20 protein-coding genes and 2 pseudogenes are annotated in these 25,151 nt (G+C 68.8%); 14 read left to right on the forward strand and 8 right to left on the reverse strand.

Annotated elements, in window-relative coordinates:
• Nucleotides 1-2 precede the first annotated feature (2 nt).
• Both ACFYQ5_RS28150 and ACFYQ5_RS28155 read left to right on the forward strand, forming a co-directional pair.
• Nucleotides 3-419, forward strand: a pseudogene (locus ACFYQ5_RS28150) (ATP-binding protein); the annotation flags it as partial.
• Between the two features lie 100 nt (nucleotides 420-519).
• A complete protein-coding gene (locus ACFYQ5_RS28155) occupies nucleotides 520-732 on the forward strand; it encodes an ATP-binding protein (protein WP_389201672.1) in 213 nt (70 codons plus the stop codon).
• A gap of 876 nt (nucleotides 733-1,608) precedes the next feature.
• Here the strand turns inward: ACFYQ5_RS28155 and ACFYQ5_RS28160 are convergent.
• Nucleotides 1,609-2,181, reverse strand: a complete 573-nt coding sequence (locus ACFYQ5_RS28160) for an exonuclease domain-containing protein (protein ID WP_389201555.1) — start codon at nucleotides 2,179-2,181, stop codon at nucleotides 1,609-1,611.
• 873 nt (nucleotides 2,182-3,054) lie between these two features.
• Between ACFYQ5_RS28160 and ACFYQ5_RS28165 the strand changes: the two genes are divergently transcribed.
• On the forward strand, nucleotides 3,055-3,498 hold the full coding sequence (locus ACFYQ5_RS28165) for a DUF6896 domain-containing protein (RefSeq protein WP_389201557.1): 444 nt from the start codon (nucleotides 3,055-3,057) through the stop codon (nucleotides 3,496-3,498).
• A 385-nt stretch (nucleotides 3,499-3,883) separates the two neighbouring features.
• Here the strand turns inward: ACFYQ5_RS28165 and ACFYQ5_RS28170 are convergent, their stop codons facing one another.
• Nucleotides 3,884-4,513, reverse strand: coding sequence for an SRPBCC family protein (locus ACFYQ5_RS28170; RefSeq protein WP_389201558.1), 630 nt, complete (start codon nucleotides 4,511-4,513; stop codon nucleotides 3,884-3,886).
• Between the two features lie 463 nt (nucleotides 4,514-4,976).
• Between ACFYQ5_RS28170 and ACFYQ5_RS28175 the strand changes: the two genes are divergently transcribed.
• Together ACFYQ5_RS28175 and ACFYQ5_RS28180 are read left to right on the forward strand one after the other, a co-directional pair.
• On the forward strand, nucleotides 4,977-5,711 hold the full coding sequence (locus tag ACFYQ5_RS28175) for a hypothetical protein (protein ID WP_389201560.1): 735 nt from the start codon (nucleotides 4,977-4,979) through the stop codon (nucleotides 5,709-5,711).
• 74 nt (nucleotides 5,712-5,785) lie between these two features.
• The gene (locus ACFYQ5_RS28180) at nucleotides 5,786-6,760 is read left to right on the forward strand and encodes a hypothetical protein (RefSeq protein ID WP_389201561.1); all 975 of its coding nucleotides are present in this window, start codon (nucleotides 5,786-5,788) and stop codon (nucleotides 6,758-6,760) included.
• A gap of 318 nt (nucleotides 6,761-7,078) precedes the next feature.
• Here the strand turns inward: ACFYQ5_RS28180 and ACFYQ5_RS28185 are convergent, their stop codons facing one another.
• Entirely contained in the window at nucleotides 7,079-8,017 is a 939-nt protein-coding gene (locus ACFYQ5_RS28185; RefSeq protein WP_389201562.1) for a GlxA family transcriptional regulator, read from the reverse strand.
• A gap of 228 nt (nucleotides 8,018-8,245) precedes the next feature.
• Between ACFYQ5_RS28185 and ACFYQ5_RS28190 the strand changes: the two genes are divergently transcribed.
• The 4 genes and pseudogenes from ACFYQ5_RS28190 to ACFYQ5_RS28205 form a co-directional block, all read left to right on the forward strand.
• A complete protein-coding gene (locus ACFYQ5_RS28190; protein WP_389201564.1) occupies nucleotides 8,246-8,494 on the forward strand; it encodes a hypothetical protein in 249 nt (82 codons plus the stop codon).
• Nucleotides 8,495-8,916: 422 nt separating this feature from the next.
• Entirely contained in the window at nucleotides 8,917-9,339 is a 423-nt protein-coding gene (locus tag ACFYQ5_RS28195; RefSeq protein ID WP_389201565.1) for a hypothetical protein, read from the forward strand.
• Nucleotides 9,340-9,431: 92 nt separating this feature from the next.
• The gene (locus ACFYQ5_RS28200) at nucleotides 9,432-13,190 is read left to right on the forward strand and encodes an NACHT and WD repeat domain-containing protein (RefSeq protein WP_389201566.1); all 3,759 of its coding nucleotides are present in this window, start codon (nucleotides 9,432-9,434) and stop codon (nucleotides 13,188-13,190) included.
• 151 nt (nucleotides 13,191-13,341) lie between these two features.
• A pseudogene (locus tag ACFYQ5_RS28205) lies at nucleotides 13,342-13,523 on the forward strand (IS5/IS1182 family transposase); the annotation flags it as partial.
• Nucleotides 13,524-13,560: 37 nt separating this feature from the next.
• Here the strand turns inward: ACFYQ5_RS28205 and ACFYQ5_RS28210 are convergent.
• Nucleotides 13,561-14,163 (reverse strand): TetR/AcrR family transcriptional regulator, encoded by a 603-nt coding sequence (locus ACFYQ5_RS28210; protein WP_389201567.1) that lies wholly within the window; start codon nucleotides 14,161-14,163, stop codon nucleotides 13,561-13,563.
• Nucleotides 14,164-14,173: 10 nt separating this feature from the next.
• On the opposite strand from ACFYQ5_RS28210, the gene ACFYQ5_RS28215 reads away from it, so the two are divergent.
• Genes ACFYQ5_RS28215 through ACFYQ5_RS28225 form a run of 3 tightly spaced genes read left to right on the forward strand, consistent with a single transcriptional unit; the run spans nucleotide 14,174 to nucleotide 17,324 of the window.
• Entirely contained in the window at nucleotides 14,174-15,475 is a 1,302-nt protein-coding gene (locus ACFYQ5_RS28215) for an amidohydrolase family protein (protein WP_389201569.1), read from the forward strand.
• On the forward strand, nucleotides 15,472-16,326 hold the full coding sequence (locus ACFYQ5_RS28220) for an alpha/beta hydrolase (protein ID WP_389201571.1): 855 nt from the start codon (nucleotides 15,472-15,474) through the stop codon (nucleotides 16,324-16,326). The genes ACFYQ5_RS28215 and ACFYQ5_RS28220 overlap by 4 nt, the downstream gene beginning before the upstream one ends.
• A gap of 56 nt (nucleotides 16,327-16,382) precedes the next feature.
• Nucleotides 16,383-17,324 (forward strand): MFS transporter, encoded by a 942-nt coding sequence (locus tag ACFYQ5_RS28225; RefSeq protein ID WP_389201572.1) that lies wholly within the window; start codon nucleotides 16,383-16,385, stop codon nucleotides 17,322-17,324.
• 480 nt (nucleotides 17,325-17,804) lie between these two features.
• Here the strand turns inward: ACFYQ5_RS28225 and ACFYQ5_RS28230 are convergent, their stop codons facing one another.
• Nucleotides 17,805-18,584: a hypothetical protein gene (locus tag ACFYQ5_RS28230; RefSeq protein ID WP_389201574.1), complete on the reverse strand. Its 780-nt coding sequence runs from the start codon at nucleotides 18,582-18,584 to the stop codon at nucleotides 17,805-17,807.
• A 338-nt stretch (nucleotides 18,585-18,922) separates the two neighbouring features.
• Nucleotides 18,923-19,555, reverse strand: a complete 633-nt coding sequence (locus ACFYQ5_RS28235) for a TetR/AcrR family transcriptional regulator (protein WP_389201575.1) — start codon at nucleotides 19,553-19,555, stop codon at nucleotides 18,923-18,925.
• A gap of 101 nt (nucleotides 19,556-19,656) precedes the next feature.
• Here ACFYQ5_RS28235 and ACFYQ5_RS28240 point away from each other — a divergent pair, with 101 nt between their 5' ends.
• Complete coding sequence (locus ACFYQ5_RS28240; RefSeq protein WP_389201577.1) at nucleotides 19,657-20,571, forward strand: NmrA/HSCARG family protein; 915 nt, start codon at nucleotides 19,657-19,659, stop codon at nucleotides 20,569-20,571.
• Nucleotides 20,572-20,818: 247 nt separating this feature from the next.
• On the opposite strand, the gene tpg is transcribed toward ACFYQ5_RS28240, so the two are convergent.
• Nucleotides 20,819-21,373, reverse strand: coding sequence for a telomere-protecting terminal protein Tpg (gene tpg, locus ACFYQ5_RS28245; RefSeq protein ID WP_389201578.1), 555 nt, complete (start codon nucleotides 21,371-21,373; stop codon nucleotides 20,819-20,821).
• 38 nt (nucleotides 21,374-21,411) lie between these two features.
• The gene (gene tap, locus ACFYQ5_RS28250) at nucleotides 21,412-23,526 is read right to left on the reverse strand and encodes a telomere-associated protein Tap (protein ID WP_389201580.1); all 2,115 of its coding nucleotides are present in this window, start codon (nucleotides 23,524-23,526) and stop codon (nucleotides 21,412-21,414) included.
• A gap of 343 nt (nucleotides 23,527-23,869) precedes the next feature.
• Here tap and ACFYQ5_RS28255 point away from each other — a divergent pair, with 343 nt between their 5' ends.
• On the forward strand, nucleotides 23,870-25,072 hold the full coding sequence (locus ACFYQ5_RS28255; RefSeq protein WP_389201581.1) for a hypothetical protein: 1,203 nt from the start codon (nucleotides 23,870-23,872) through the stop codon (nucleotides 25,070-25,072).
• The last annotated feature ends 79 nt before the right edge of the window (nucleotides 25,073-25,151 follow it).

The following is a 25,151-nucleotide window of genomic DNA, read 5'->3' on the forward strand; positions in this document are numbered from 1 at the left end:
CGATGAAGGCCCCTGCGCTGCTGGATGCCGCCGAGCGACTGGCCGAGCGCGCGTTGAAGGAGACCTGGACGCATACCGAGTTCCTGGTCGCCTGCCTCCAGCGGGAGGTTTCCGCACGCGAGTCCCACGGCGGCGAGGCCCGCATCCGGTCCGCCCGCTTCCCCGCGATGAAAACGATCGAGGAACTCGACGTCACCCATCTGCGCGGCATGACTCGCCAACAGCTCGCGCATCTGGGCACGTTGGACTTCATCGCCGCGAAGCAGAACACCGTTTTTCTGGGCCCGCCGGGCACCGGGAAGACGCACCTGGCGATCGGACTGGCGGTCCGTGCCTGCCAGGCCGGCCACCGCGTCGCGTTCGCTACCGCTGCCGAATGGGTCGACCGCCTGGCTGCCGCCCATCACGCCGGACACCTTCAGGCCGAGCTCACCAAGCTCAGCCGCTATCCGCTGATCGTGATCGACGAGGTCGGCTATCCCCTTCGAAGCCGAGGCCGCCAACCTGTTCTTCCAGCTGATCTCGGACAGATACGAACGAGCGAGCGTGATCGTCACGAGCAACAAACCCTTCGGACGCTGGGGAGAGGTCTTCGGCGACGAGACCGTGGCAGCCGCCATGATCGACCGCCTCGTCCACCACGCCGAGGTCCACTCCCTCAAAGGCGACTCCTACCGCATGCGCGGACGCCAACTCGGACGCGTCCCCACCGCCACACACGACACCGACTGAACACCAGCAACAGACCCGGTGGGTCAAAGTTCAACCGCCCGAACTGGGTCAGGATTCAGCCGCCGCCGACAATCTGATCAGGGACACGGTCGTTTCCGCGCTCTTCGACAACAGCGAGCGCATCACCTGAGCTTTGCTCACGAGCACTCGCATCGATCACGACAACACGTGCACGGACCACAGCATCTGGACTTGTGCCTCCCGCCACGATCAGGTCTGCTCCCGCACAGGCTGGATCGGAATGGCCGTCTACAGGCCGTCCCAGCAGGTCGATCTCGCCGAGTTCAATTGCCGAGACCACATGACACGCAGGTAAGTCGGTACAACCAGAGTGATGCCGACCTATCACGGCGTGATAGGTCTCCAGCTGATCCCCACCTATCACGCCGTGATAGGTCGGCAGAGTCCATGGGCGGAACTGTCCCAAGCCGTAGCTGTGAGCGGACGCCTCTGTGCTCCGGGGGTGCACATTGACGATCTTGAGTGGCAGGCGAAGTTTCTTGGTGGGACACCCCTGAGGCTGGTGAAGCTCCTGTTGGAGCAGGGGCATCTGGAGGTTTTGAGCGGGCTCGCCGCGTGATGGAGCCGTTCGTCCAGCAGGCCAAAGCAGCTGGCCAAGGCAGCAGGCCCGGCAGCTGGCCAACAGCCGAGATCCTGCTGCACTGTGGCCGGACCGAGGCCGCGTGGGAGGCGGTCCGGCCAAGAGGTCATCCTGCGAATGGTTCCTCGGCTCCGCCGATTATCCGTGTCCTGTCTCGGTGCATCTGGCTCTGCGGAATATGCCGTGGACTGAGAGATAATCCTGGTGATCCGTCTTGATGCGCCCGGCCCCAATCTGCTGTCCGGCCTCCGCGTGCAGAGGGTTGTCAAGCGCGGTCAGCGCAGATCCGGCCAGACACCCCGCTCGGACAGGTGGAGAACGAGGGCGGCGATGTTCCAGGCGTCGTCCTCGCCGCGGTGGTGACGGCCTTCGGGCCGCCGCCCGGCGATCTCCAGGGCCCGCGCCATACCAGGGCGTTTGCGTAGGCCGTATGCCTCGGTGAAGGTCGCCTTGACGTTGGTGTGGTGCTGGCCGAAGGGATAGGGCGTCCCGGTGGCCTGGCACTGCCGGGTGAACTGGTTGCGGTCGTAGTCGCCCCAACTGGCCCACGGGCGGAACCCGGCGTGATGTTCGGCCGCCAGCAGCCGACACGCCTCGGCGAAGCTGACCCCTCCGTCCACCTCGCGCTGCGTGAGGCCGGTCAACTCCGTGCAGAACTGGCTGACCGTGGACCGGGCGGGACGCACAAGGATCCGATGCCGGGCGAGGCGCTCCGCAGTGGCCAGGTCGACGACCGTCAGCCCGATCTCGATGATCTCGCTGACCGCGCCCGGCGGTTCGTCGCCGGCCCAGCAAGTGGCTTCGACATCCACGACGTTCAGGAGGCGCTCGGCCCCGGTGCTGTCCATGCCGGGAAGCGTAGGGACGAGTGCCGGGCCGGGGCATCTGGGTTTTCCTGCTGTGCTGGGGGTGCGGCGCCCCCAGGCAGGCGGCGGATGCGGGGCGGCGTCGCAGTCGGGCGGCCCGAGCTGCTGACGCCAGGGCCGATGCGACGATGCCATCGAGGTGGGACGCCCTTCGCTCGGCTACCACCTCGAAGCGACGGCTGTGGCTGCTGGGGGAGGCCGGCCGGGATGAGGGTGCCCTCGCCTACGTCGCGACCTTGCCGACTGTTCCGGGCCGATAGCGGTGAGCGGCCCTCGGGGCAAGGCCGAGCACCTGACCGGGTGAGGCCGCATCGCTGAAGCAGTTGCTGCGCATGGGGGCAGCATGGGGCAGCACCCACGACGCACGCTCTCCAACTGCTCCCGACCTATCACGCCGTGATAGGTCGGGAATCCTTGGTCGAGGTCCAGTCACCATCGCAGCTCCACATCAGGACAGCAGACTGACGCCGCTGGGCGCCACGTACCCCACCCCGAAGAAGCGCGCCGGAGTGCTGCGGGAATACCCGCACAAGGGGACCGCAGGAGCTGAACTTCTGCTGACGCCGTTGCGGAAGATCGGGCCCAGACACCTTGCGGTGTAGATGTAAAAGCTCATCAGGTCACGATCCACCCTGATGTTTCGCGGGCACCCACTCGACGAGATCGCGGCTGGCTTTCCTACGTCCCGCTCAGTCACGACCTCTTGGCACAGCCCAGTTCTAGGTGTCGAGGCATGATCACAGCCGCCGAAAATCCCTGTACGCCGATCTGACGGCCTCTCACGTGGGTCAGGGGACCGGGACACCGGGAGTCTGGAGATCGGGCGCCTGCGGGACTGTTCTGTGGGTCGCTTTTGTGCGCAAGGCTGCTTTTGCCTCGAAAGTCGAGAGTCCTGCCGGCAGGATCGTCTGGTGGGCCCGGTCCGACCTCGAACCCATAGAGCGCCCGCTGGACGCTGTGCCCGACCCCGACCCCAGCGCACCCCAGCCCTCGGACCTGGAGCTGGGGGAGTGGGACATGCCCCGCGCCCCGCCGCGCTACCACCGCGCCATCCTCCAAGGCAACGGAGCTGGCTGCCGCTTCATCAGCAGCCACGGCTCTGAAACCGATGTGGACTTCGCGGCCGACGGGAGGGAGATCTTCGACCTTTGGCGGCTGCGCTGTTACGGGCGGAGTCTGCCGGAGCTTTTTGGGCCCACGAATCAGGAACTGCGGTCTGCAGTGGAGTCGCTGCAACCCCTGCTGGTCGAGGTGCGGCCCGGGTGGTTCAGCGTGGCCGAAGTTGAGGTGTCAACCTGAGAACGATGGGTGGGCGGCTGCCGGCGGTTCCGACGAGCAGAAACGCCGAACTCGCCGGGGGAGTGGCTTCGTGGGACCTGGCAGGCCCGGCCCGGCCCTTCGCGTTCGACGCCGGAGGGCGTGCGCCGCGTTTCGGGGGACCTCACCAGAGCTCAGCATCGCCGGGATCTCCATGGGGAGGCGGAGGCGGCCCTGGTTCCGTGCGTGCACGAGCCTCGGACGTGCCAGTGACTCAAGTGACTCGCAACCGAGGTCGTCGCGGGAGCGACCGAAGCGACCCGGGCTCCGGCAGTACTCCAGGAGCGCTCAAGATCCACTCGAGGGTGGCACCCCGGGCGGAGACTGAAGCGGAGCGCCCGATGCATCCTCGGTCGCTTCACCAGTCTCAGGGAAACCTGCTGTTCAGAGGCTTCGAGGACGGGAAGCGACTGAAGCAGCGCTGCACGTGCGGTACGAGGCCGGGCCAGTCGGCCGCCCGGTACAGGAAGTCGTAGACCAGCTCTCCCGGCCCGTTCACCCGCACCGAGTCCTCGAAGGACAGCACCAGGTCGTCCAGCCCGTCCCGGCGCTCGGCGATACGGCGCAGACTCTCCAGCTCCGCCCGGGCGTTGTCGCCGGTGACGAGGCCGACCCAGGCCACGTCGTCACCGTGGTCGCCCGCGACGGTGTACTCGTGCCGTAGCGTCACCACACTGCGCCCGCCCGCGCCTTCCACGACGGTCCACTCCCCGCCTATCGACTCGACCGGCGCCTCGTGCCTCAGCTGCACGAACTCGACACGCCGCTCGTGCAGGTGGGGCACCCGCGTCGAGAGCGAGGGCCTGATGTGACCGCCCGCGCTCTCCCACACGCGCGAGTGCTCCCGGGTCCCGTCGAAGTCGAGGCGCTCGACGTGCAGGACGGGCGGACAGTAGAGCGGCCTGCGCACGGCGTCCGCGAGCAGGGCGTAGACCACTCCGGCCGGCGCCGCCACCTCGACCGAGTGCCGCATACGGTGCACACGCTCACCAGACATCACAGACTCCTTGGGCAGTCGGAACGGATCGGCTCGCCGTCGGCGTCAGACGGTCGTCGGCTGCTTCAACGGGTAGCTGGGAGGGCCGCGTCGGGACCCGGCCGTGGCGGAGTGAGGGGCACAGGGGGAGCCCGTCGTTCCCACGGCGGCCTGCCGCAGCAGGCCGCCCACCGGAGGATCCGGGTACGGAAGGTCCATCACCGCTCATCGCCTCCGGGTCGTCGGGCCGCGGGGTGTCGTGGCCCCATGGCACCCACAATCGACGGGAGTGCTCGAGGAGTATTCGAAGGATGCTGGATTTCACTTGAAGACCGTCCGAACCGGATCCGGATTCCCTGGTGTTTCCCGGGATCCTCGGCGTCCCTCACAGGAGGGGGAGGGGGCTTCGCCGGCGCACCCCCGGACTGCCGATGGCCACTAGCCGCTTCGCGCGTCTGCCGCAGGGCGAGCCGATCACGTCGTCATGGAGCTCGGCGGCAACGCGCTGCCCGTACTGGAGCTGCACGGGCCGATCGAGACCATCCGTATCGAGGCCGCGCTCGACACCATCGCCACCCGACATCCCGACGCGCCCACCTGGACGTTCGACCTCGAGAGCCGGGGGCCCGGTCAGCACACCCTGCGCCTCACGGACGGGGCGGATGGTGAGCACACCGCGTTCCCTCTCAGGGCCCTTGCCGACCTGCTCACCCACGGCGCCCGCGGTTCCTTCATGACCCGCCGCCTGGCCGCGACGCCTCTGCAGCGCGAACTGCTGGCGGACGCCGACGCCCACCCCGATCCGGACCGCCAGGTCGAGCAAGCGGCCTGGGACTGGCACGGACCTCTCGACGTGGCGCGGTTCACGGCCGCCTGGTGCTCGGTGTTCGCGCACGAGTCCGTGCTGCGCACCGCCTTCGACGACCAGGCCGAGCCGGAGATGCCCTCCTCGGAGGCGGGCCGGGGGACCCCGCCTCCGCACCGCCCCACTGCCCGGCGGCGAGCGCCGACCCGACATGACCGACTACGTGTTCTGGCTCGCCGCTCAGGACACGGAGGCCGCCGAGGACTACTTCACCAGCGCCGACACCGGATACTTCGTACCCGTACCGCCGCTCTTCACCGACACCGGCGGCCGCGCCGAGGGCCGGTCGAGGCTTCGCCTGACCGAGGAGGAGACCGGAAGGCTAGCCAACTGGGCCGCTGCCTGGGGTGGTAGCGAGTCCACTGCCCTGCAAGCCGTGTGGGCACTGCTCCTGTACCGCGCCAGCCGGGCCGAGGGACTGTCACCGCGTGCGCTTCGCCACCACCGCTGCCGGCCGGAGCATCCTCTTCGAAGGGGTGGAGCGCACCCCCGGCGCCCTGGCAGGGCCGCTGCCGCAGTTCGTGCTCGTCGACCCGGACGCCACGGTGCCCCAGCTGATCGCCGACCTGCGGGACCGCTGCCTGAACCAGGCCGCATACGAATGGGTGCCCGCGGGCCAGATCCAGGCCTGGACCCGCCGCCCGCGCCCGCCGGCCGACACCCTGCTCACCTTCGAGGCGACGTCGCGTGTCCTGACCGACCTGGAGGCCGAGCTTGCCGCGTCCGGCATCGAGGTGGAGCCGCCGCAGACCCTCGGTGCCCGCACCGCTTTCCCGGTCACGCTGATCGCCCACCACGACGGGGGCGGCCGCTTGGTCCTCACCGCCTCCTACGACCAGGTCCGGCTCTCCGAGATCACCGAACTCCTCGCCTATGCCGCGCTGCTGCTGCGTGAACTCCCGAACGGTTCCGGGCAGCACACCACCGTCGGTGAGGCCCTGGCCCCGCAGTCCGGTATGGGTGCCCGAGCGGCCGTAGGTCCGGTGCAGGCCGAACCCGAGGACACCGGTGTCACACCGGCCGTGCTGCGGCACCGGGCCCACGCGGTCTCCGGAACCGTCGGCCTGCTGCAGGCGCCGGGCACCTCCCGGGCCTTCTACGACCAACTCGCCCGCGCCTACGGTGGTCCTGAGGAACTTCTGCTGCTCGGCCCCGTCCCGGTGGGCGGCGCCCAGGCCGATGCCGCCGCACACGCCGTGTACGACGCGCTCGGCTCTCGCATCCGGTCCGGCGGCGGACTGGCCCTCGCCGGGTTCTCCGGTGACGGTATCGCCGCCTGTGCGATCGCCCGCCTCGCCGCGGCGGACGGCCACCGGCCGCTCGCCGTCGTCCTGGACGCTGCCGGCACCGGACCCGACGATCTGGCCCGCATGCTCGCGTCAGCCGTTGGGCGCCGGCACTGACCCTGCCGACGTACGCGGCCGATCCACCGGCACACACCGCACGGATCGCTTGCCGGGGCATGCGCGTGCCGCCATCGTCGCGGTGTATGCCGTCGGCGACAGCGGGACGACCGTGACGGGGGAGAGGCAGCTTGAGGTGGAACATCGCTGCAGCTGATCTCGAAGTTCGGCACGGCGCACGGGACGTGGTGCCGCCCCTTGCCTAAGGTGGGCCGTGCGCACCTGGCCTCTCTGTCCGCGCCCGCCTGACGTCCTCCCCGACGAGGGCGGGCGCGTTGACGTCCGGCGCCCGGTGAGGCCCCGTGTGAAGAGCGGGGGTCAGCTGAAGGCGCGGCGGTAGGTGTGAGGGCTGACGACGGTGGTGCGCTTGAAGCGGTCGCGGAAGGCGGTGGGTGAGCCGAACCCGACCTGAGCGCCGATGCGTTCGACGGAGTGGTGTGTGGTCTCCAGGAGGTGCTGAGCCTGGCGGATGCGGGCGCGGTGGAGCCACTGGAGCGGGGTGGTTCCGGTCTGTTCACGGAAGCGGCGTATCAGGGTCCGGGTGCTGGTTCCGGCGCGGGCGGCGATGGCGGCGAGGGTGAGGTCGGAGCCCAGGTTGTCCTGCAACCAGGTGAGCAGGGGTTCGAGGGCCGAGCCCTGCGGGGTGGGCGCGTAATCGTGGACGATGAACTGCGCTTGTCCGCCCTCACGTTCCAGGGGCATGACAGACAGCCGGGCTGCGTCGGCGGCGACGGCCGAGCCGTAGTCGCGGCGGATCATGTGCAGGCAGAGGTCGAGGCCGGCGGCCGCGCCGGCGGAGGTGAGGATCTGGCCGTTGTCGACGTACAGGACGTCCGGGTCGACCGTGATGTCCGGGTGGGCGGTGGCCAGGAGGTCGGCCGCGATCCAGTGGGTGGTGGCACGCAGGCCGTCGAGGAGCCCGGTGGCGGCCAGAGGGAAGGTGCCCGAACAGATGGAGGCGATGCGCGTGCCGTGCTCGGCCGCTGCTCGGAGCGCGTCGCGGACGGCGGGGGCGAGCGGGGCCGCAGGGTCGTCGGTACCGGGCACGATGACCGTGTCCGTGCCCCTGAGCCCGTCCAGCCCCCAGGGCGCGCGCAGGGTGAAGACACCCGCGTCGATTTCCGGCTTCTCCGCGCACACGCGGATCTGGTAGCCGGGGCGGCCGTCCGGGAGACGGGTGCGGGTGAAGACCTCGATCGGGGTGGACAGGTCGAACGGGATCACCCGGTCCAGAGCGAGGACGGCGACGGTGTGCATGGCCAGAAGATACCTGTTCACCGGGTTCCCGACGTGGTCTCAGCCCCTTTGAGCGATAGTCCCCGAGTTCCGCGTTCATCTCCTGCTGTCCGGCACCACTGAGAGTGCCTGGACCTGGGCTCGTTACCTCGTCCGGGTGACCGCAGGCCGTTCTGCCCCGACCTCGTCCGCAGTGCGCAAGCCTCATCCCTGTCGGGATTCCTTCAGTCCGAGTGAAGTCGTGGAGGCGTGGGTTTGGCTCTGGCCGTGGTGCGTGATCCGCGCGAGTACCGGGCGCCGGTGAGCGAGGAGGAGCTCGCCGAGTTCGAGACCGATGTCCTGGCGGGGTTCGTGCGCGCACGGGCCTCGGCCGGGCTGGTCGAGCAGGAAGGAACCGACGAGCTGTCCCTCTTCCGGGTCTTCTGCGAACCGGCCGAAGCGCCTGCGTCGGTCCTCGCTCAAAAAGTTGGTGGGCACCGCGCGCTCCTTGATCGGTGACTCGCCTGCGCGCGACGTTCCCCGTTCGTCCCACCGTTTGTTCGGTGATCATCCATTCCGATATGGATCATGACCCGGTCTGATAAAGAGTCCGGGCCGAAGGAGATTCAGATGCCGCGCGCGAGGACCGGCTTCGGCCGCTGGTCGTACGGGGAGCGGTCGTGTTCGTGGACGTGCCCTCGGGTGCCTCCGCCTCGAGTTCGCCCAGCCCGCGCCAGACGATCTCGTGCTGACGATCACCCCGCCCGCCGGCGTGAGGACTTCACCGGCGCATCACACCAGTCCCACTGACCCCGTGGCAACGAGCTTGGCGGAGCCTCGGTCCGCGACGATCGAATTCTGGTCACTCCTGAAACTTGCATCAACACTGTCGGTAGCATCAACTTGCTTATAGAACACGGTAATTGGACGCGGGGGTGCGTATGGACGAGCAACTGACGGCCTTGGCGACGGCAGCTGCAACCACGGTGATGAACTCGCTCGCTACCGATGCCTGGGAGCGGGCGCGGACGCTGGTCGGACAGCTATGGCACCGCCCGGAGCAGGTGGCCGCCGTGGAAGAGCAGCTGGGAGACGCCCGCGAACTGCTCCTCAGCCCGGCCCACGAGGAAGACGCGCTCGACCTCGCCGCCGCTTGGCGGTTGCGGTTCCGTCAGCTGCTCGCCACTGACGAGACGGCGGCACAGGCGCTTGCCGAGATTGTCGCCGAACTCACCGCCGAAGCGGGTGAAGACAGCAAGCAGGGGTGGGAAGCCCCACGGAGTCTGGAGATGCGGGCGCAAGCCAGCGGCGACGCACAGGTGTACCAGTCAGGTCGCGATATGACGAACATCAGGCTTCCGTGACGTCCCGCCGGGATCGCGGGGAGACGGCCGGGGACGTCGAGCTGCATGCCTGGGCCACTCAGCGTGGCACCGTATATCAGTCGGCGGGGGGCATGGTCGTCGTCCACGGCGGCGTCCACGAGCACCATCACTCAGGCAGCGAGGAGTCCGTACGGACCACCACCCCCTCGACGGTCGAGGAGTGTCCGTACCCCGGACTGCGCGCGTTCGGCAGGGACGAAGCGGAGTGGTTCTTCGGCCGGGAAGTCCTCGTCAGCAGGATCATGAACCAGCTCGAACTCTGTCTGACCGATCACAGCCCGCTGGTCGTCGTCGCTCCCTCCGGTGCAGGTAAGTCTTCGCTGCTACGTGCCGGGCTGCTTCCCGAGCTGGCCAAGGGCCAGCTGCCCGGATCCAGGCGCTGGCCACAACTGCTGGTGACCCCCACCGCTGATCCGCTCGCGGCGCTCGTCTCCGGCCTGAGCAGACTCACCGGATCTGAAGAAGCGCGTGTCGCAGACGCAATGGAAGCCGGTCCCGGCAGCCTGAGCACTCTGATACGTGAGCGGCTCGAACTTCCGCCGGAGGGGCGGGTGGTACTCGTCGTGGACCAGCTGGAGGAGCTGTTCACCCTCTGCCAGGACGAGTCCGTACGCAGCAGTTTCGTTGACGTGCTCGTCGGCCTGACCGGTACGGATGAGCCCGTCATCCTGGCCGTGTACGGTCTGCGCTCAGACTTCTACAGCTCTTGCACCGCGTTCCCCCACCTGCGGGACGCCCTGATGAACCGCCAGGTCATCGTCGGCTCGATGAGTGACGACGAGGTGCGCAAGGCAGTGATCAAACCAGCCGCGCGGGGCGGTCTGTCGCTTGCGCCGGGGCTGGTGGACGTCATTCTGCGTGACCTGCGCGGCGCGGCCGGACCGGAGGAGGGCGCGTACGAGGCCGGGCGGCTTCCGCTGCTCGGACACGCGCTGCGGGCCACCTGGCTGGAGCGCAGGGACAACATGCTGACCGTGGACAGCTACCGAGACACGGGAGGCATCGACGGCGCAGTGGCGGCCACCGCCGAGGAAGAGTTCGGAAAGCTGAGTCCGTCCGCCCAGCAGGCGACGCGGCTCATGTTCCTCGGCCTCATCAGGATCGGCGAGAACGGGGAAGTCACTCGCCGCCGTCGTACTCGCGTCGATCTGCTGCTGGCCGCCGCTGACCCGGAGGCGGTCCCGGATGTCGCCGAACGGTTCACCCGCGCCCGCCTGCTCACCCAGAGCGCGGAGCGGGAGGACGGCGTCGTCACCGTCGAGGTCACGCACGAGGCACTGCTGTGGGCCTGGCCACGGCTGCGCCAGGAGTGGATAGGGTCGGGCAGGAGCGGTGTACCGGTCCGGCAGGAGCTGGAAGAGGCAGCCGTCGCCTGGAAACATGGCGGACGGAACGACGCGACGGTGCTGTACAAGGGGGCCAAGCTGGAGGTGGCCCGCGCCTGGGCGTCGGGCGCGAGCCCCGAGGACCTCACCCCACTGGTCACAGGGTTCCTCACCGCTTCCCGGCGCCACCAGCGCAGGGTCCGACAAATCCGGCGCGGCGCGGTGACGGTCGTCGTCGTGCTGGCGCTGCTTGCCTCGGGGCTTGCGATCTTTGGCTTCGTCCAGAAGGGCAATGCTCTGGAACAGCGCGACAACGCCATCTTCGACCGGGTCAGCGCCGAGGCGGATCGTCAACGCGAAACCAACGGTGCGCTCGCCGCGCAGCTCGACCTCGTCGCATACCGGATGCGGCCGACGGCCGGACTGCGCACGCGGCTGATGACGGCGACGGCTTCCGTGCTGTCCACGCCGCTGCCAGGGCAGTTCGGCGCCTTTCCCTCAGTGGCGTTCGGCCCGGACGGCCGACTGGCCACTGCCGGCGGCAAGGTGCGGTTCTGGGACGCCTCGGACCCGGTCCACCCGGCCCCGGTAACCTCCGCACTCAGCGCCGGGGAGGGGGTCAACGTGGGACCGGTCGAATACAACGCGCGGGGCGACCTGCTGGTCCAAGGCGGCTCGGACGGCAGCATACGGATCCTGGATGTCTCCGACGCCAGTCACCCGGTGGCGCTGTCGGATCCGGTGGCGGTGTCGGAGGGCCAGGTGGTGAGCCTGGAGCTCAGCCCCGACAACCGGGTGCTGGCTCTCGGCACCAGACTCGAGACGAACGGCACGTCGACCGGCGATGTGCAGCTTTGGGACGTCTCCAACCCGAGGCGTCCGCAACGGCTGAGCACCGTGGTATCCGTCCAGCGGCAGAGCATTACCTCTGTCGCTTTCAGCCCGGACGGCGCCACCCTCAGTGTCAGCGGCGGCACAGGCCCGGGCACCGACCGTAGATTGCTGTTGCGGTTGTGGGACGTATCGCGTCCGTCCCTCCCCGAAGCGCTGGGGAGCGAGTTGGGCGGTCACAAGGGCGTGATCCACCAGGTGGCGTTCAGCCCCGTTGGGCAGGTGATGGCCACAGCTGGGGGCGATGGCAAGGTGCTCGTCTGGGATGTATCGGACCGACAGCGGCCGAAGATGACCACCACTCTGTTCCATAGCACCACCGTCGACGTGGTCACCTTCAGTCCGGACGGGCAGGTGCTCGCCACTGGCGACAACTCGGGGAGCATCACCCTCTGGAACGTCGGTGCCGCGGCGCAGACAAGGGCGATCGCCCCCCTGCTGCGCGGACACACCACCGTCGTCAGCCGTCTGGCTTTCGACACCACCGGGCGAACCCTCGCCAGCGCCGGCGGGGACGGCAAGGTGCTGCTATGGCGGCTGCCTCCGACACTGGCCGTCACCGATGGCGGTCAGGGGGTCGGCGCGCTGGCGCAGACCGGTGACGGACGGCTTCTCGCGGTGGCCTCCGGCCTCCGAGTAACTCTCTGGGACGTCTCCGACCCGAGCCGACTCACCTGGCTCGGCGCGCTTCCGCCATTCCGTACGAGGGTGGACGCGCTGGCTATCAGACCTGGGAAGTCCGGGACGACTGTCCTGGCCACCGGAGACAGCGGCGGTGACGTGCGACTGTGGGACGTCTCTGCGCCGGCCCGTCCGGTGGAGACCGGTGGGCCGCTTCCTGAGCAGACGAAGCCGGTCTCAGCCCTCGCCTTCGACGCCGGTGGGCACACGCTCGTCGCGGCCTCGATGAACTTGCAGGGCGGTTATGTGGGCGGGCTGCGCGCCTGGGATGTGTCGGACCCACTGCGCCCCGCAGCACTTGGTGGCGAACTGAGTGGACAGCGGTGGCCGGTCAGGGGTTTGGCCGCCGTGCCCCGCGGCGGGTACATCTACAGCGGGGACATCAACGGCTCCGTCCGTGCGTGGCGGACCGCTGACGGAACCGTTCCCTACTTGGCTGAGCGGGTGGCCAGTGCCCAAGTGGTCTGGTCCCTGGCCGCCGGCCCGAACTCGCGGTTGATCGCGACGGGCAGCGGAGACAGCAAAATCAAGCTGTGGGACGTATCCCGACCGATGTCCCCGAAAGCCATCGGGAAACCGCTGCTCAGCGGCGGCATCGTGACCGGCGTCGGCTTCGCTCCGGATGGCAAGCTGCTCGCGGGGAGCAACGCCCTCGGGCAGATCCGCCTGTGGGACATTTCCGACCCCGCCCACGCGGCCGCCTATGGGCTCCCGGTCACGGGCCACATCAACTCGGTCGCGGCACTGAAGTTCAGTCCGCACGGAGGCTTGCTGATCACCGGTGGCGAGGATGGCACCGTACGACTCTGGCAGACCGACTCCGCCCGCGCCCGTGCGATCTTGTGCGCGTCGACGCGTGAGGCCATGAGTCCTGCCCTGTGGAAGAAGTACGTGTCACCGGACCTGGCCTACGACCCGCCCTGCGGCGGATAACACCGGCTCGCGGACTCCCGACATGCCTCCGCCCGCGGCTACTGCTCCAGGTAGCGTGTTGGCGCGGATCTTGTCGGGCATTGCGTACCGCCCAACAGGGTGACAACGCGGAAGGTCGCTGAGTTGTGCGTGCGAGGCGCTGCCGAGCTTCTTCCACGTCCAGCCACGCCGATGGGGCATCGAACGCACCCTCGGCTGGCTCATGTACCACCGCCGCCTGGCCCGCGACTACGAAACCCCCACCGATCAGCCGCAGTGATCCAGCTGTCCGCGATCAATCTCATGACCCGCCGCCTCACCCACGAGACCACCCCCAACTGGCGTGACACCTAGGCCAAATGAAACAGACATCGGAGAACCAAACGCTCACTTAACGCTCCGGACGTGATCGTGGAACGGACCGGTCCTCTCTCATGCGCAGGATCAAGGCGAGCGCGTCCTCCGAGCGGGTTCCGGGAGTCAGGACTTCCTGCAGGAGGAGGCCGCGAATCGCGGCAACGGTGACGGTGGCCACATCTCGCGCTTCCTTCGAGTCGAGCCCTTCGCGTTCCGCGAGTGAGGACAGCGTCACGGTCAGGTCGCCGATCGACCCCACGAACTCACGGAAGTCCTCGGGGTCGTACGCGGCCAGTCCGACGACGTAGAAGAAGCCACGGGCACGCGACAGCTGCTCTGGCCGGGTGTAAGTACGCCAGATCGCCCCGACGAAATCGTCGAAGGTGCCCTGCTGGGCGGCCTCCAGAAGCGCCTCGTTGTCACGGGATCGCTGCGCCTTGAGCATGGCGGCCAAGACGCCCGAGAGTGACCCGAAGTGGTATCGCAACAGGGCGTGGCTGGTCTCGATCCGGGCGGCGATCTCACGGAGCGACATCTCCGGCGGGGGAAGGGCCTCGCCGAAGGCGTCGAGAAGACGTGCCAGGAGTCGCTCGCGCGCGCTGCCCTTGCGTTCCGAGGTTGACAGGATCACTCCCACAGTTTATCCATTGGAAAAGAAGTTTGGCGGTTCCATGTTGCTTCGCACATGGTCGCAGCCATCTCGCAACGGCGGAGGATCGACTATGGGACCTGTTCATGTAGTCGGCGCGGCGGTCATCGACGGATCGGGGCGCGATCCCAGCAACCTCGACATCACTGTCGAGAACGGCCGCATCACCCAACTCGGTGCCTCCAGCGCGCACGGCGAGCGTCTCGACGCCGAGGGGTTGACGATGACGCCCGGCCTGATCGACGCTCACGTCCACCTTGGCCTGTCGAGCCCGATCCAGCCGCACTTCTCGTTTCAGATAAGCGCCGCCGAAATCGCGGCGGACATCTTCGCCACGGCCGGCGCGACGCTCGACGCCGGCTTCACCACCGTTCGCGACACCGGCGGGATCGACGGCGGTGTCGTCACCGCGATCGCGAAGGGCAAGGTCAGAGGGCCGCGCGTCCTGTCGTGCGGACCTGTTCAGTGCCAGATCGGCGGGCACGGCTACTACGGAGCCGAATGGGAACCCACCGAGCTGTGGAGCAGCCACCACATCGCGGGCCTGTGCGCCCTCTCCATGATGGCGGGCAACGCGGACGAGCTGCGGCACAACGTCCGCGAAGCCTTCCGTCGCGGAGCCTCCTTCCTGAAGCTCTGCGTGACCGGCGGAGTGGTGGGCGCGCATGATCGGCTGACCGACACCCAGTTCACCGTCGAAGAGATCGCTGTCGCAGTTCAAGAAGCTGCGGCACGGAACACCTATGTGACAGTGCACGCCCACAACAACGAGGGCATACGAAATGCGGTCGAGGCCGGGGTGCGCTGTGTCGAGCACGGCACTGGCCTCGACGAATCCACAGCTACCCTGATGGCCGCTCGCGAGGTCGCCCTCGTGCCCACGTTCGCTGTCGTCGAGCAACTGCTGCACGACACTGCCGGAGCCGGTCTCGCCGAGTCGACCCGCGACCGGGCCAAGGGCGCAGGCGAGCAGATGACGACGGCGCTCGCTGTCGCCAAGCAGGCAGGAGTACGGATCGGGCTGGGTTCCGATCTCATCGGTCCGGCCCAGGACCGTCGCGGCAAAGAACTCAGCCTGCGCGCAGCCCTCGAGACGCCGATGGAAGCGCTCGTGGCTGCGACCCGGACCAACGCCGAGATCCTCGGCCTGTCCGGCCAGGTGGGTGTCATCACTCCCGGCGCGCAGGCAGACCTCGTTCTTTGGAACGGCAACCCGCTCGAAGACCCAGAACTGTTCTCCGACCCCACCAACGCCGTCCTCGTAATCCAGGCCGGCCGAATCGTGAAGGACCTCAGATGAGCACCATGTGGCAGGGCTGCCTCGCCCACACCGACTACTTCGAGATGCGCTCCAGCGGTGGGCACGACTACGGCGTATGGGTCACCACGCCACCGCGCTACGACCCTGCCGCGGCGCAAGCGCCTGTCGTGTACGTGCTCGACGGCAACTGGGCCGTGGGCATGACCGCCCCACTCATCGTCACGCAACTGGACCCCATGCAGGCGATTCAGCCCTACGTCCAAGTCAGCGTGGGTTACGCGGGCGAGGAAGCGGAGCACTGGGAGCGGTTGCGCAACCGCGACCTCGTGCCCCCCGGCGAACCCATCGCGAAGGAGTACATCGATGCGGTGGAGATGGGGGTCGAAGCGGGCACGATGACTCGCGAGCAAGCCGACGCCTACCTCGCTGAATTGAGCGACAGCCGCGGGGATATGTTCCTGAACTTCCTTACCGACGAACTGCACCCGCGGATCGAACGCGACTACGGCACAGCCCCGAGCGGTCACGGCCTCTTCGGCTATTCCTACGGCGGACTCTTCAGTCTCTACGCCTGGCTCACCAATAGCACCTTCTTCGAGAGCATCGGCGCGGGCAGCCCCGGCATTGTCCATACGGACAGCCAGGTCTTCGCTCGTCTTCAAGCAATGGGTGACACCCTGCCTGCTACCAAGCTTCACGTGACCTTCAACGACCGAGAGATCCTCGGAGACATGGCGGTCTACCAGAATCTCGCGAAGAACGCGGCCACGTTCCTTCACCGCCTCACCTCACGCAGCGGATCCGTCACCAGCGCACTCATGCACGAAACGCACGTGACCGGGTTGCAGGCATCGTTCCTCAGCTACCTCAGGACCTGCCGTGCCCAGTAAGCCTGGACGCCGCGGCTCTGCCTGACCGCCGCGCTGGGCGGCGGCGCTCCTGGCCAGTGCCGCCGCCCTCGAGTGCCTGGCACCACTCGCCGTTCCTCTACGGTGCCGGCACCACGTCCAACCTCCAGGCCCGCTACGCGGGAGCCGACCTCGCCGCACCCCGTCAGCGCGCCCGCGCGACCTCCACCGTCATCGTCGCCACCACCGCCGGCGGCATCGCCGGACCACTGCTCGCCACCCCCGCCGGGCACCTTGCGACCGCGCTTCACCTGCCCGAACTGACCGGCCTGTTCCTCCTCTCCACGGTCGCGTTCACCCTGGCCGCACTCACCCTCCTCCTGTGGCCGCGCCCAGACCCGCTGGTGCTCGCCCGCACCCTGCCCGTGGCCTCGGACGAGAGCGCATCATCGGATTCCCCCGCCCGGCCCGGCCCCGGCCTGCTCGTCGGCGTCGTGGTCCTCGTCCTTGGCCAGCTCTTCATGGTCGCCGTGATGACCATGACCCCCATCCACATGCACGCCCACGGTTTCGGCACCGCCGCATCCGGCCTGGTCATCGCCCTGCACACCGGTTCCATGTACCTGCCGTCCCCACTGGCCGGCCGCCTCGTCGACCGATTCGGCGCCACCGTCATGAGGTTGGTGACTGCCGGCACACTGCTCGCCGCCGGAGTAGCCGCCGCCCTCGCACCCGGCCACTCCATCACCCTGATCACCCTCGCCCTCGTCCTGCTCGGCGTCGGCTGGAACTTCGGCCTGGTCACCGGCGCCGCCATCGTCACCAACAGCACACCCCTGGCCACCCGCGCCAAGGTCCAAGGACTGGTCGACGTCGCCATCGCCGTCGCGGGCGTCGCCGGCGGCCTGGCCTCCGGCATCGTCGTCGCCTTGGCCAGCTACCCGATCCTCGCCGTCCTGTGCGGCGCCCTCGCCTTCGTGGCCGCGCCTGCGGCCATCGTCGCGGCCCGCAAGGACTCCGCGCGCGCCTGTCCGACGTAGTCGGGGTGGAACGGAATGCGAGCGAAACATGCCACGCGTCAGCGGCCTGGGCGATGCTGCTGACCGGACCGCCAGGCGAACGCGCGGGCAGGCCGCGAAGCCGGCAAGCTCGCGCACAGGGCTCACAGTTCCCTTCGAGTAGACCGTCACCGGGCGAGGGCTGGGCTGAGGTTGTGCTGCCAGCTCACACGTTCGTCGGCGGCCCGCCGCATCGGCGTCACGGAATGTTCCGCCATCACTACTACTGTGCTTCGGCTCACCTCGTGTGACTGAGCGGCGTAGTTGGCCTGTCCGGCCAACCACGTGCACACGCGGGACACAGCTTCGGGCATGGACGGTGGCGTGCTGGTCAGAGTTCCCAGCCCGCCGAGGCGAAGGTGTTTTACGGGCGAGAAGGCGTGCTCGAGGGTAGCTATAGCCGGATCGCGAGAACGTCGATGCGTTCAACGAGCCGAGGCGTGCGGCGGGCCGTGGTCGAGTTCAGGTGCTCCGGGCTGTGGTGACGTTCTCGATGAGAGTGGCGATGACCGCCTCGTCGGGGCCCGGATCCGGCTTGAACGTGGCGAGCTTTTCGGGTGAGATCGGCCCGGTGGTGTCCAGGACGTGCACCGTCGCGATGACGCCTCCGACCCGTACGGCGGTCACCAGGGTCCAGTTGAAGCCTCCGTTGTCCAACCGGGACAGGGTCCGGTAGCGCAGTGCGTTCTCCCCGAGGGCCGGGACGTCCAGCGTCTCGGTCGTGACGGATGCCTTTCCGATCGTGTTGCTGAAGCTGAACCGGCTGCATGCCCCGACGGCCTCGCGCAACTGCTTCATGCGGGCCCGTGCAGCCCCTTCCGGATAGCTCATCAGGTTGGTGCTCATGGGAGCCATGGGGGTCCCGGCCCGATACATGATCGACGAGGCTGCGGCAGCCTCCTCACCATCACCCCTGGCAGCCTCCCTCACATGCTGGCAGACCTCCGGGGAGACGGTCTCCTTGACGTCGAGGGAGGAGTCCGGTTCAGCCCCGTCCCGAGAACTGCTCCCCGTGATCTCGAAACCGACGGCCTGGTCCGCGGTGAGCAGCGCGGCCTTCAGCTTGGCAGCGGTCAGCGGTTCGGAGTGCTCCGCAGCCTTACCGGCTGCCGTGCTCGTCGCCGGCCCCGGCCTGCTCCCGGCTTCGACGGGCTCGGCACTGTCCCCGCACCCTGCGGTCAGTCCTGTCGCCGACAGGAGCGCCACCGCCGACACCAGTCTTCGTCCGTTCTTTCGCACCATCAGGTCCTCACCCTCGAACTCGCGCTGTTCACATACGTACTGGCGAACGATATCCGTGCATACCCAGCGGCCTGACGTAGCAGTGAGTGAGGGTGATCGGCTTTCCAGCCGGTCAAGGAGCGGGGCAAGGTCGCACGGAAACTGCCAGCGCGCCGTCCGCTACCCCGCAGGCCATCTGCCCCGCTCAAGAGGTCGACTATCACGCTCAGGGGCCAGATAGCACGCTCAGTCACACCTCGTAAGCCGAAGCTCAGGAGTTGTCACCGGCGACGCCGGATGAGCCGGCGGAGAGGGCCGGCCGAGGCAGCTTGGTCGTCACCGATGAGGCATCCCACTTGTCACACGCGCTCATTCGGCAGACTTTCTGTCACCAGGGCCGAAGAGCCGGAGTTCCCGGGCGCCCCGGCTGTGCTCTGCTCAGGACTGAGCCCTTCCACAGCGAGGTGGAAGAGGCGGCCGGCCTGGATATCGGGGTCCTTGTGGTGCTCTGTGGCCAGGGCGATGCCGACGGAGAGGGTCAGCAGGTCGTGAAAGGTGACGTGCGGTGCAACCGCCTTGTCGCGAATGGCCCGCTGGAGCAGGGGAGTTCCGGCCGCTTCGATTCTGCTGCCACAGCTGTTCGGGGAGGGCTCTTCGGTGGGGGGCTCGTAGCTGAGGATATGGGCGAATCCGCGGGCTGAGACGGCGTAGAGGACGAAGGAGTGGAGCCACTCCAGGAGTGCGGTGCGGGCGTCCTTGGTCGCACTCAGCCGGTGGGCGCGCTCGCACAGGCCCTCGATGCGTTCCTGGAAGACGGCTTCGAGAAGAGCACGGCGGGTGGGGAAGTGACGGCGCACGGTCGCCGAACCGACGCCTGCGGTGCGGGCGATCTGCTCCTGGGATGCCTCGGCGCCGTGCGCGGCGACCTCGGCTTCGGCGACGGCGAGGATGCGCTGATAGTTGCGTCGGGCGTCCGAGCGCTGACCGGTCATGATCTCCTCATTGCTAAACGGCGGCCCCCGCCATATCTTAGCGGCAGGCAAAGCGGCGGGCCCCGCCGTTTTGCCTCTCCGATCCGTGAGGAGCAGTAACCATGCCCAGCAGCAGCGATATCGTCCTGGTCACCGGCGCCACCGGCCAGCAAGGTGGGGCCACGGCTCGCGCACTTCTGGCCGCCGAGGTGCCCGTACGCGCGCTCGTACGCGATCCGTCGTCGGAACCCGCCCAGGCGATCGAGGCGCTGGGCGCCGAACTGGTGCGGGCGGATCTTTCCGACCGGGCCTCCCTCGGCCCGGCGGTCGAGGGGGTCCGCGCGGTGTTCTCGGTGCAGATGCCGCCCATGACCGAGACCAGCGTGGACTTCGCGAGCGAACTCGCCCAGGCCACCAACCTGGTGGACGCGGCAATGGCCGGAGGAGTACGGCAGTTCGTACAGTCCTCGACCAGTGGAGTCGGTGAACACACCCGGGTCGACGGCTGGGCCGAGGGCCGCTGGGCGGCGATGGCGGACTACTTCCACACCAAGCAGGCGATCATGGAGGCGGTGCGTGGTGCGGGGTTTGCCCGCTGGACGGTGATCAAGCCTGCCTTCTTCATGGAGAACCTACCCCTGCTGGCGCCCAATGGGCCCCGCGGCGGACTGCTGACGGTACTGAAGCCGGACACCGAACTGGCCCTGGTGGCCGTGCAGGACATCGGCATGGCCGCGGCGCACGCCCTCCGGGACCCCGACCGGTTCCACCAGGTGGAACTGGAACTGGCCGGCGACCTGTGCACGATGGAGCAGATTGCGCAGACCTTGTCCGCGGCCTGGGGCGTGCCCGTGACCGCGCCCTCCATGAACATGGAAGAGGCCCTCGACGCGGGCATGCCGAGGTGGGGAGCCGGACACGAGTGGAACAACGTGGTCCTCCAGCCCGCCCGACCCGCATTCGCCCAGGAGTTGGGCATCCCGCTCACCACCTTCGCCGAGTGGGCGGATGAGCAGTTGACACCCGTGTCCGGCTAGGGGTATCCGGCGCTGTGACCTTCGGCAGCTCCCGCCGGGGCGGACTGGGGCGAGCAGTTGGAGTGGCGCCGGGCACCCGTTGGCCGGCCTGCCGTTCTTCATCCCGGATACGGTGACGACCGACCACTGATTCGTCTACCGCAACCGCTACCTGGTCGAAGCCTACGGTGACAGCAAGCCCGCCTATGTGACAAGCATCGTGCTTCGGCTCACCTCGGCGTCTCTCAGGCCGTATCGTGCCCAGATCTCAGTAGTCCAGGTCCAGGTAGTCGATGTCGTTGATCTCGACGTCCGAGAGTCCCACGGCGCGCACTCCGCCATCCTGGAAATAGACGTCCTTGAACCCTTCGGCGATGATCCCACGCATCACCCGGTCGCCTGCTCCGGCGTCGCGGGCGTCGAACAGGCGCTGCGCGTACGGTGCGGGGAGGCGGACGGTGAGGCGACGGAAGCGTCCGTCGTCGGTCGTGCCGACCGGCGCGGTGTAGCCGAACCGGGCGCGGGTCTCCACGGTGATGCCGGTGGCGGCGGCCTGCTTGCGCCGGCGCTTGCGGACCAGGGGCTGCCAGCGGGAGCGGACGGCGTTGTCGATCTTCGAGGCGATGTCCTTGGGTGGGTTCTTCCTCGCGCCGCGCCGGTAGCGGTTGACGGAGTCGGCCGTGATGCCGAGCTCCGCCGCGACGGCCTTCGCGCTGCCCAACTGCTTCAGCAGGTAGTTGATGCGCCCCTGAAGGGTCTTGGGCGGCTCCCGGGTGAACGCCTCCCGGTCGGCCCGCTCGATGGCGTCTTCGATCTCTTTCACGGTGGTCAGCGCCCTTCGGTGGTGTCGGTGGTCACGGCCTACTCACCCTCGTCGAAGACGGCGTCGTGGCCGTTGCCCTTGATGTGGCGGGCCGGGTTGAAGCCCTTCTCCATCAGGTCGACCGCCCACGCCATCTCCTGGACGCCCTCCAGTTTCGCCAGGCCCGGAGTCGGCCCCAGGCGGAAACCGCCCGGCTGCGGCTTGCCGGACGCGGCGTACGGCAGGAAGTCCAGCGGACTCGGGCCGGGCGAGGGGTAGACGACACAGTCGGACAGCACGGCGAGCGGGAACAGGCCCGTCATCTTCGCCATGTTGAGCAGCTTGCGGTGCATGTTGACCCGCGCCTTGCTGATCACGGCGGCGCGGATGTCCGGGCGCCAGGTCGGCCGCTGCATCGCCGGCCACGGGTCGCCGTCCTTGTAGCCCTTGCCCTGCGGGCTCTCGAAGAGCTTGCCGATCCCGCCCTTCACCGTGCCCTTGATCGCGGCCAGCACGGCGGTGAGGGCCGGGTCGACGGCCTTGTGCTGTTCCATCGCCGCGAGGAACTCGGTGTCGGTCAGCTCCTTGGTGACGCCGAGGTCGGCGAGGGTGTCGACGTACGCGTTCTTGAGCCGGTCGTGCCACGGGTCCAGGTACGCGCCGGTCTCCCTGCGCAGGTACGCCTCGATCGGATGGACGTTGTGGCCGAGCTCCTGGGCGTAGGCGACGGTATGCGTCTGGTACCAGGCCGGGCCGGTCGGACGGGTGCCTTCCGGGGTGAAGGGGTTGGGCAGGCGCGGGTCCAGCTCCACATGGGAGAGGTCGACCAGCCAGGAGCCGGGGATCTTCGGGTTGAACGTCGGGGCGTGGAAGTGGTCGGGCGCGGAGAGCCCCACCGTCAGCCTCGCCGCGGCCGCGAGGAACGCGGTGTTCAGGTCGAGGCCGACCGCGTACGGCAGCAGGCACTCCTCATCGGACAGCAGCGGCACGTCGCGCACCCACTGGTACGCCTCCTCGTGCAGGAAGCCGCCCTTCCACCCCCGCGCGGCGGGGTGTTCGGGCCTGGCCTCCGGCGGCGCCGGGTCCATCTGCTCCGCACCCAGCGACCCCGGGTTGTGGCCGGAGACCCAGTTCCCGGTCGCCTCGTCACGCACCGGGCGGGTGGGCGGGCGCAGCGCGGTCATCAGCTCCAGGCCCGAGACGGCCGTGCTGCCGCGCGGGGTGGTGACCCGCTGGGCGTAGATGCCGAGGACGCGGGCGATGTCGGCCGGCTCCATGTCTGTGACCCCGGGCCAGGACCGCTCGTCGAGGGCGTCCCAGGGCAGGACCGCGAGCTGCACGCACTGCCGTTGGCTCCCGGTGGCCCTGCGGTAGATCCTGGCCCACGGGCCGAACCCCCGCTTCGTGAGCTGCCACTTGGCCTTGGTGACCTGCTTGACAACCGGGTGGCCCTCGTCCAGACGCAGACCACGGCGGTCCTCCAGGCGCTCCGGCAACCCGAGCTTCACGGCGGCCGACGCGGTGAGGACGATCAGCGGATCGGAGTCCTTCCCGGCTCGGTGCAGCTTCGGTGCACCGAGCCCGGACTCCTTGAGGGTCCAGTCCACCAGCTCCGGGACCGTGGTCGCGGCGCAGTCCAGCACGATGCCGTCGACGCCGTACGCCTGGCCGTCACCATCCAGCACGGCGAGCGGGCCGTGCGGGAAGCGGGGGTCCAGCACGGGCTTCGCCGTCCTGGTCGCGGCAGGGCGGCGCGACGACGCCACCGGGCGGGAGGGGCGCTCCGGAGCGGTGGCAGGGGCGGCGGCCGTCTCCACCGGTGCGGTGGTCTTCGCCTCGGGCACCTCGGGCGGGCCGGTGAGCGTCCCCGTGACCTGCGGTCGCGGCGCGGCGACCGGGGCGGGTGTGGCGGGGAGAGCGGTGTGCGCGGGGTACCTCGCCGCCCAGCCGTTCAGCAGCCGCTGATACGCCTCCAGGCGCGGCGACTTCGGCTCGCTCCTGCCGTTCTCGTAGTTCTTGACCGACTGCGTCGTGGTTTTCAGCGCGGTCGCGAGGCGGGCCTGAGTGATCCCGGCGGCCTCACGCAGACGGGCGCGCTCCGCCGGGGGCGGGAGCTGCGGCTCCTCCTCCAACAGTGCGTCGATGTTCGAGAACAGCTCTTCCTCGGATGCCATGACGGCCCACCTCCTCCCCGGACACTACCAGTTGTAACCCTGTTGTTTAACCTGTTTTTTAACCCGATCGGATGTGCTGGGGGGGCTTGCGTGCGCCCCGCCTCGCTCGTGCTGTGACCGGGACTTCCAGGTGCCGGCCGGTGCCTCTCAGGGTCACCTCGGGCTCGTCCCCGCCTGCCGCCTGCCGGCAACTTCCGATCGGCGGCCGGAGAAACGCTCACCGAAGACGCCGTGGCTATCAGCGGTGCACCACGTGGCTGCTGCGCCGCCCAGTTCATGATGGGTGACCGTTCCGTTATCCGGAGCAGGGCAACCGATCATGCGCTTGCGCGGTCGAACCGAGGTGATCAGAAGCCACCTCCTCCCGCTGTGTGCCGTCACCGCCTCGGCCACCCTGCTGCTGACCGCCTGCACCGGCGGCTCGGCGGACGACAAGCCCGCCCACCCGGTCTTCGACGTGCCGGTCGAGCAGCAGCCCCGCCAGGCGCTGCTGACGACCCAGGCCGCGCGTACCGCGAGCTTCACCCAGACCGTGACCTTCAACTCGCCGTCGGGCGACACGGTGCAGACTGCGTCGGGGCGGCTCGACTTCCCGGGCGGCCGGGCCGTCGGTTCCATCGACTGGGCACCGGCCGACGACCTGCCGGAGGAGGCCAAGGACACGCTGCTCGGCGTCCGGCTGGGGGCGGGCCGTGCCCCCGCCCGTACCCGGGTGGCGGTCGAGCCGGACACCATCCGGCTGCGTGCGGGCGAGGCCGGCTACTGGCTGCGATACGAAGGGTCCTTCGACGCGTTCGGAACCGGTGCCGCGGTCGACGCCCTGCGGGGGGCCGAGTCCGCGTTCGGCGGCACACTCCTGGAGGTTGTCAGCGGGGCCCAGAAGGTGAAGGAGTCGCCGGCGGGCAAGGGCGGTCGCACCTATCAGGCGAAACTCACCGCGTTCAACGCCCTGCGTCTGTTCCCCAAGGACTTGGGCTCCGAACTCACCGCCGACATCGACCCGAACGGTACGGCGACGCCCGTGTCGCTCAGTATGTCCGCGGACGCCAAGGGTCGCATCACACAGGTGGAGGCGGACTTCTCGGGCCTGCTCACCAAGAAGGACAGCGCCCTGGACGAGATGACCGGGTTGCGTGCCGTCCTGAAGGTGAGCGGTTTCGGGGCCTCCGCGCCGGTCATGCCGGCGGCCTCGGAGCGGACGCTCGACGCCGAGAAGGCCGTCATGGCGGTCGGTGACATGAAGAAGGGCGGATGTGCCGATCTCACGACGGGCACCCGCACCCTCGACGTAGTGGTGTCCGTCCCCTGCGCGCAGCCCCACGAGGCCCGCGTCTACGGCCACGCGCGGTTCGACGCCGCCTACCCGGGCCACAAGGAGGCGAAGCGGATGGCGGGCGAGGCATGCCGGGACGCGTACGGGTCGGCGCCCGCCGCCTGGACCGGGGAGGGAACCGAGAAGGACCGATTCCGGTACACCTGGCCCGGCGAGGCGAGGTGGGGCGTCGGTGCCGATCCGGTGGTCACGTGCTTCGTCGAGACACGATGACGCGCACCGTCTGAGCGTCTGTTGTCGGGCGGTGTGACGGGCCGAGGCAGGGGGGTCCGTCCGGTGGCGGCGCGTCGGC

The organism is Streptomyces sp. NPDC005794 (assembly GCF_042871445.1).
Classification (GTDB): domain Bacteria; phylum Actinomycetota; class Actinomycetes; order Streptomycetales; family Streptomycetaceae; genus Streptomyces.